A 7,591-nucleotide genomic window follows, 5' to 3' on the forward strand; every position below is an offset into this window, starting at 1 on the left:
AAAGTAAAACAACCAGATGTATATATTGTCAGACTCATTAAAATGATTGGAGTTTTTTCAGCTGATATGATTTTAAATACTCTATAACACATAAAAAAGTTCTATTTTTGGATGAGCAAAGAAAATATATGATTCAGATTATAGAAAACCAGATTCCTGTTGAAACGTATCGAATGCTTCGTTCTGCATCAGGTTTATCTGAAAAAACTACAGAAGCAGCAGAAAGAGGACTTAAAAATTCACTTTACAGTATTTTGATTGAACAAGAAGATTTACCCATAGGTATGGGGCGTATCATAGGTGACGGAGGCTGTTTTTGTCAGGTTGTTGATATCTGTGTATTACCTGAACATCAGGGTAACGGAATAGGTAAAGTAATTATGGAACATATTATTACTTATATTGAAAAACTACCTGAATCTTGTTATGTAAGTCTTATTGCTGATGGTGATGCTTACCGATTATATGAAAAGTTTGGTTTTAAAGATACCCTGCCCCGATCAAGAGGTATGGGATTGAAAGTTTAATACGTTATTATATAACAGACGTATTCTTCTGAAAATAACAATTGATAATAACATCTATCAATTATGAAACTATTTAGGGAGTTTTATTGATTTTTCATCAAAAAAACTTCTTAAAAATCATTCTTAATTGCTATTTTAGCCTATTGATATGAGAGAGATAGCTTTTATAAAACAAAATAAAGACAAATGGCTTGAATATGAAGAGATCATTCTGGGGAAAGTAAAGAAAACTCCGGATGAAATGGCTCAGATGTATATTCGGCTGACTACAGATTTGTCTTTTGCCCAAACTTATTATCCCAAAAGTAAATTGACAAAATATTTGAATTATCTGTCAGCACAGATTTTTCAGAAGATCTATAAAACGAAGCGGTATAATGAAAATAAGCTGGTGCATTTTTTTAAAACAGAAGTACCCCTGTTACTTTATCACTACCGCAAGTATCTTTATTTTTCTTTTGCCTTTTTTCTACTTTTTGTAGCCATCGGAGTTATTTCATCTAAATACGATGATAGTTTTGTAAGGTTGATTTTAGGCGATGGTTATGTAAACATGACGCTTGAGAATATTGAGAACGGAAATCCAATGGCAGTTTATAAAGGCGGATCTTCCTGGGGCAGTGCCTTTGCCATAACACTTAATAACCTTTGGGTAGGACTTCGCTGCTACATTTATGGAATTTCAGGTGGCTTAGGTACTTTTATGTTTGTTTTCTATAACGCTATTATGCTGGGATCATTTCAGTATTTTTTTTATGAAAAAGGATATTTTATGGAAAGCATACGAGGTATATGGCTGCATGGAGCAATGGAAATATTCGGGATGGTAGTTGAAGCTGCAGCTGGGTTTATTTTGGGAGCCAGTATCTTGTTCCCTAAAACCTTTTCACGTCTTAATTCCTTTAAAATCGGTTTCAAAAACAGTTTTAAAATTTTTATCAGCACACTTCCTTTTACCTTCTTTGCCGGAATGATTGAAGGTTATGTAACCCGCTATGCGAAAGAAATGCCTAATGCATTAAACTATAGTATTATATTAATAACTTTGGGGATAATCACTTTTTATTATTTGATTTATCCTGTAATAATCCACAGAAAAACTTTAAAATAACGTCTTATGTTTCCATTATTTAAAATAAGAGATTTTGGTATTTTGTTCAATGAAACTTTTGGTTTCTTTAAAATAAAAGGAAAAAATTTCTTTGCCAATTATTTTAAATCACTTGCTATCTTATTTGTAGTGTTATCCGTAATACTGTATTTCTTTGGAAACTTTTATTATACCAGTTTTTTTCAAAGTTTGGGCAACGGAGATTTTAATGATGCCTATTTGAGTAATTATTATAGCGACAATGCCGGAACAATTGTTTTATTAGGTATCTTAATGCTGCTTATTAGTCTGGCAATAGGTGCCATTCAAATATCATATCCGGTTCTATACCTTAAATTACTCGAAAAAGATCCTGAAAAGAAACCAACCTACAATGAGATTAAAAAAGAAATTTGGAGTAATTTAGGCAGGGTTCTTCTGTTTGTTATAATCAGTATTTTCTTTTTTGGAATTCTCAGCATCATCATATTGGGAATTTGTATGCTGTTGATTTTTGTAATTATTGGTATTCCGTTAATGTTAATCGTTTTTCCATATCTGATGGGATTATTTTATCTTACTTTTTATCAATACATTATTAAAAAAGAGGGTTATTTTGAATCCTTTTCATTTGCTTTCAGAACAATTAATAATAATTTCTGGACTATTATAGGAAGTATTCTTTGTATTTCATTCATCATTAATATTATCAACTATATCATACTTATGATACCTTATATGATTTTTTTCTTTGCTATGTTTGCCGGAGCATCAGGTAATAATGTAGGAACTGAGGATATGGGTATGATGGCAATAATGCTGATGCTTATTTATATGATTGCCATTATCACTACCATGTTGTTAAACAATGTCATACTTATCAATTGTGGACTTATTTACTACAGCGAAAGAGAAAAAATTGAAAATCATGCTGCAAAAAATGATATAGATTTAATCGGTCAGATGGATGAGTAAAATTTGTAAACTATACAGTATCTTCTTTTTTTGCGTTTTTGTTTTTACGGCAAATGCTGACTCATTGCAGCAACCTGCTGAACAAACAAGCTATACGGATGAGGTAGAAATACCATCTATGAACAAGTTTTCATTAGATGCTTTAAAAAAAGATACGATTCCCGTTTTACAAAAGAAATTTGCTCCAAATTTTAAAGACAAATACGACAGTTCAGATTTTGATTATACCTATGAACGACAGAGGAAAAGAAGTCTGATAGAACAATGGATTCAAAAAATAAAAGAGTTTTTTGGCTTTGTTGACCGCAATACCGTCTCTACAGAATCTTTTTTTGACTCAACTCTATTCCGTATTATTTCTCTGGTTATTATTGCATTGATTCTTGCTTACATTATTAAATTGCTGATTCAGAATGATTTTAATCGTTTTTTTAAAAAATCAGCTAAAGATATCGGTGTAGAAACAATAAATATTGAAGAACAAATTCATAAGGTTGATTTCGAAAAACTGCTCCAACCCATCCTCAAGACAGAAGATTACAGATTGGCTATACGGTATTATTACTTATGGGTATTGAGAAGGTTGTCTAATGCTGAAGTTATCAAATGGCATACAGATAAAACCAATGCAGATTATTTATTTGAAATTAAAGATCAGCAACTTAAAAAAGATTTTGAATACTTATCCTATCTGTACAATAATATATGGTATGGTGAATTTACGCTTACTTCGGAGGAATTTTTAAAAGCACAGGAAGCATTTATCACATTGTTAAATAGATACAAAAACTATGAATAGTACAGTAAAATACATCCTTTATTTTATACTGGGATTTCTGGCAATTGTATTTATCCAAAGCCTTTTGCCAAAACCTATTAATTGGCAGCGCTCATTTAAAACCAATGATAAAATCCCATTCGGATTATATATTCTTAATAAAGAACTACCTACCTTACTTTCACCAATAGCGGTTGAAAAATATGCGAAAACACCTTATGAGTACTTTGTTGAAGAATTTGATACAATCAACCCTAAAAAAGAAACATGGTTTTTTGTTTTAGATCAGGAACAGATAGATAAAGCATCAATTGAAAAGTTACTGAAAGCTGCAGCTATGGGAAATGATATTTTTATCAGTTCTATGAGTCCTCCTTATTTATTATTGGATTCTATTGGTTTAGGAAGTAGATATATGTATGGTAATACAAATAAGGATACGAAATTCCAGTTGTTGAATCCCTATCTGAAAAAAGCTTCTTGTAGTATAAATGTTCCAAGTTTAGAAGTATTTACGGTTCAGGATTCTACCGGATTAACAATTTTAGGAAACTCTGGAGATGAACCCGGCTTTATCCGTAAAAAAGTTGGAAAAGGTGCTTTTTATCTGCACAACAGTCCGGATGTATTTGTAAACTACCACTTATTGGAAAGTAATAATCATTTATATGCTGAAGGTGTACTATCATATATCAATTCTGATAAACTGGTATGGTTCGATCCACAAAGAAATTATAACGAACAGATCGATAATTTTCCGTTGCGTTTTATTTTCAAACATCCGTCTTTGCGTTGGGCATGGTATTTTGTTATTATAGGTTTTTTAATTTTTATCCTATTTAATATAAAACGGCGTCAACGTATTGTACCTGTAATTCCTCCTGTACAAAATACTTCTGTAGAATTTGTAAGAACCATTGCCAATCTCTATTATCAGGAAAACAATCATGAAGACCTGATTCAGAAAATGATCGTTTACTTTTTAGAACACACGCGTATCCGGTTACGGATTGATACAAGTAAATTGGATGAGAAATTTATTGAGAATTATCACAAGAAAACAGGAAAAGATAAGCAAGACATAAAAGAAGCAGTAGATTTGATTATAGAATACCGTAAAACAAATCAGCCCCGTTCAGAAAAAGAATTAAACAAGCTATATCAGAGCATACAAAAAATAAGCATTTAATATGGAAGAATATCACACAAATAGCGATTCTTTATCCTTTGAAAATCGTATCAATTTAAGCGATTTAAAACAAAAAGCGGATGATATAAAGAATGAAATAGGCAAAGTCATTGTTGGCCAACATGAAATGATTGACTTACTTTTAGTTGGATTGCTCGCCAATGGTCATGTCCTTTTAGAAGGAGTACCGGGAATTGCGAAAACGATTACAGCAAAATTACTGGCAAAAACAATTAATACAGAATTCAGCAGAATTCAGTTTACCCCTGATCTCATGCCTTCGGATATATTAGGAACTTCTGTCTTTAACACCAAAAGCAATGAATTTGAGTTTAAAAAAGGACCTATATTTTCTAATTTCATTCTTATTGATGAAATCAACAGAGCGCCGGCAAAAACTCAGGCAGCCCTGTTTGAAGTAATGGAAGAGCGACAGGTAACACTCGATGGCGTTACGCATAGCATGCAACCTCCTTTTCTGGTAATTGCAACGCAGAACCCGATTGATCAGGAAGGAACTTATCAGTTACCGGAAGCACAATTAGACCGTTTTCTTTTCAAAATAGTCATTTCTTACCCTACTGCTGAACAGGAGGTACAAATTCTGATGAATGAACATTTATTACAGGATAAAGATAAAACAGAGCAAGTAAATGAAGTAGTAAAAGCATCGGAAATTATCGCGTATCAACATCTGGTAAAACAGGTTATTGTAGAACAAAATCTGCTGAAATATATTGCAGAAATCGTATCCGACACCAGAACAAACCCTTTCTTATACCTTGGAGCATCACCGAGAGCCTCTATTGCAATATTAAATGCCGCAAAAGGATATGCAGCCATCAATGGCCGAGATTTTGTAACTCCTGAAGACATAAAATTTGTAGCTGTTCCCGTATTACAACACAGAATTATTGTAGCACCAGATAAAGAAATGGAAGGCGTTACAAGCCCTGAAATCATTCGTCAAATCGTAGAAACCATCGAAATTCCGAGATAATATTTTGAAAAATATAAAAGCATTATATATAAATTCTCTCGTATACTATTGCATTGCTGCAATTGTACTACTGTTTATATGTTCTTTTTTCTTTGCTTTTCTATACTATATTGTCTGGGTTCTGGTAGCGCTGTTCTTTATCCTTTTCATAGCGGATATATTACTAATTTATGGTGTAAAAAATGGAATAATTGGACAACGTATTACGCCTGAAAAACTGTCAAACGGTGATGATAATTATATATCCATTCGTCTGGAAAATAATTTTCCTTTCAAAATATCGGTCCGCATTATAGATGAATTACCTTTTCAGTTTCAAAAAAGAGACTTTTTAATAAATAAGTCATTGGCATCGAAAACAGCTGACCATTCCACTTATCTGGTAAGACCTACCAAAAGAGGCGAATATCATTTTGGACATTTAAACATCTATGCATCAGGTCCATTGAAATTGATATCAAGACGCTATATTTTCGATAATAATCAGATAGTAGCCACCTATCCCTCCTTTTTACAAATGCGTAAATATGAATTAATGGCGATTCATAACAAACTCTTTATGCAGGGATTGAAAAAAGTCCGCAAAATAGGAAATACAAGAGAATTTGAGCAAATAAAAGAATATACTCTGGGAGATGATATCCGGACCATAAACTGGAAAGCTACCGCCAAGAAAAGCCAATATATGGTAAACCAGTATCAGGATGAGAAATCTCAGAATATTTACATGATTATTGATAAAGGCAGGGTTATGAAATCTCCTTTTAATGATCTTACATTATTGGATTATGCAATCAATGCCAGTTTGGTTTTATCCAATATCATCATCAAAAAATATGATAAAGCAGGTCTTTTTACTTTTTCTAAAAAGGCAGATAATCGTCTGAAACCCGATAATAAACCGGTCCAGGTACAAAAATTTATGGAAAATCTGTATAAAGTAACTACTGATTTTCATGAATCCGATTTTAGTAAACTATATTCAGAAATTAAACAAAACATCCACCAGAGAAGTTTATTGATTCTTTTTACTAATTTTGAAACTTTAGATGGCTTAAACAGACAGTTAAAGTATTTAAGAGCCATCACTAAAAATCATTTGCTTGTTGTGGTATTCTTTAAAAATTCAGAACTGGATCAAATCGTACACTCAGAAGCAAAGAATACTCAGGAAATATATGACAAAGTCATTGCAGAAAAATTTCATTATGACAAAAAACTCATTGTAAATGAACTTATGAAATATGGCATCTATTCTGTATTGACTAATCCTGAGGATCTAAACTTAAATGTCATCAATAAATATTTAGAAATAAAAGCGAGAGGCATCTTATAATGAAGCATATCAGCAGTAGTCAGAATCCGTATATAAAATCATTGGTTCAATTGCAGGACAAAGCGAAAAACCGAAAAAATTCCCAATCTTTTCTAATAGAAGGTCAACGTGAAATAATGCTGGCATTAAAGGGAAATTTTAAACTTAAAACCCTGCTGTATTGTGAAGAGCTTATTTCTCTTCAGACCATTAATGAAATAGGTGCCCGTGAATCTGACACGGAATTTATAAAAATCGATAAAGAAGTATATCAAAAGTTAGCCTATCGCGACACTACAGAAGGAGTTCTTGCTGTTGCTGAAAGCAAAAGCAACCGGCTTGAAGATCTGAAGTTAAGTAAAAAACCATTAATTCTGGTGGCTGAGGCTCCAGAAAAACCCGGAAATATTGGTGCTCTTTTGCGAACTGCTGATGCCGCTAATATTGATGCTGTTATCATTGTCAATCCTAAAACAGATATTTACAATCCGAATGTGATTCGTTCCAGTGTTGGTTGTATTTTTACAATTCCGGTAGCTACAGCTACAACTTCAGAAGCTATTGCTTATCTGAATTCTAAAAATATAGCAATATATGCTGCTATTCTTCAGGAGGCAGCTCCTTATTATTTACAAGACTATAATGATGCTACAGCAATTGTAGTAGGAACAGAAGCGACTGGACTTACAGATGAATGGAGAATTGCTTCTGCTCAAA

General features: G+C 32.5%; 8 protein-coding genes. All 8 read left to right on the plus strand.

Going from position 1 to position 7,591, the window contains the following annotated elements; all coding sequences use genetic code 11:
• Positions 1-107: 107 nt before the first annotated feature.
• Positions 108-527 carry a GNAT family N-acetyltransferase gene (locus QW060_RS18630; protein ID WP_290362979.1) on the plus strand — a complete coding sequence of 140 codons (420 nt, stop codon included), beginning with the start codon at positions 108-110 and terminating at the stop codon, positions 525-527.
• 148 nt (positions 528-675) lie between these two features.
• The gene (locus QW060_RS18635; protein ID WP_290362978.1) at positions 676-1,638 is read left to right on the plus strand and encodes a stage II sporulation protein M; all 963 of its coding nucleotides are present in this window, start codon (positions 676-678) and stop codon (positions 1,636-1,638) included.
• A 6-nt stretch (positions 1,639-1,644) separates the two neighbouring features.
• The gene (locus tag QW060_RS18640) at positions 1,645-2,592 is read left to right on the plus strand and encodes a hypothetical protein (RefSeq protein WP_290362977.1); all 948 of its coding nucleotides are present in this window, start codon (positions 1,645-1,647) and stop codon (positions 2,590-2,592) included.
• A complete protein-coding gene (locus QW060_RS18645) occupies positions 2,585-3,391 on the plus strand; it encodes a DUF4129 domain-containing protein (protein WP_290362976.1) in 807 nt (268 codons plus the stop codon). The genes QW060_RS18640 and QW060_RS18645 overlap by 8 nt, the downstream gene beginning before the upstream one ends.
• Positions 3,384-4,559 (plus strand): DUF4350 domain-containing protein, encoded by a 1,176-nt coding sequence (locus tag QW060_RS18650; RefSeq protein ID WP_290362975.1) that lies wholly within the window; start codon positions 3,384-3,386, stop codon positions 4,557-4,559. The genes QW060_RS18645 and QW060_RS18650 overlap by 8 nt, the downstream gene beginning before the upstream one ends.
• A gap of 1 nt (position 4,560) precedes the next feature.
• A complete protein-coding gene (locus QW060_RS18655; RefSeq protein WP_290362974.1) occupies positions 4,561-5,559 on the plus strand; it encodes an AAA family ATPase in 999 nt (332 codons plus the stop codon).
• A gap of 1 nt (position 5,560) precedes the next feature.
• Positions 5,561-6,895: a DUF58 domain-containing protein gene (locus tag QW060_RS18660; protein ID WP_397386090.1), complete on the plus strand. Its 1,335-nt coding sequence runs from the start codon at positions 5,561-5,563 to the stop codon at positions 6,893-6,895.
• Positions 6,895-7,591 (plus strand): TrmH family RNA methyltransferase (locus tag QW060_RS18665; RefSeq protein ID WP_290364913.1); only part of this gene is annotated, 697 nt, incomplete at its 3' end. The genes QW060_RS18660 and QW060_RS18665, both read left to right, overlap by 1 nt.

This window comes from Paenimyroides ceti, from assembly GCF_030409925.1.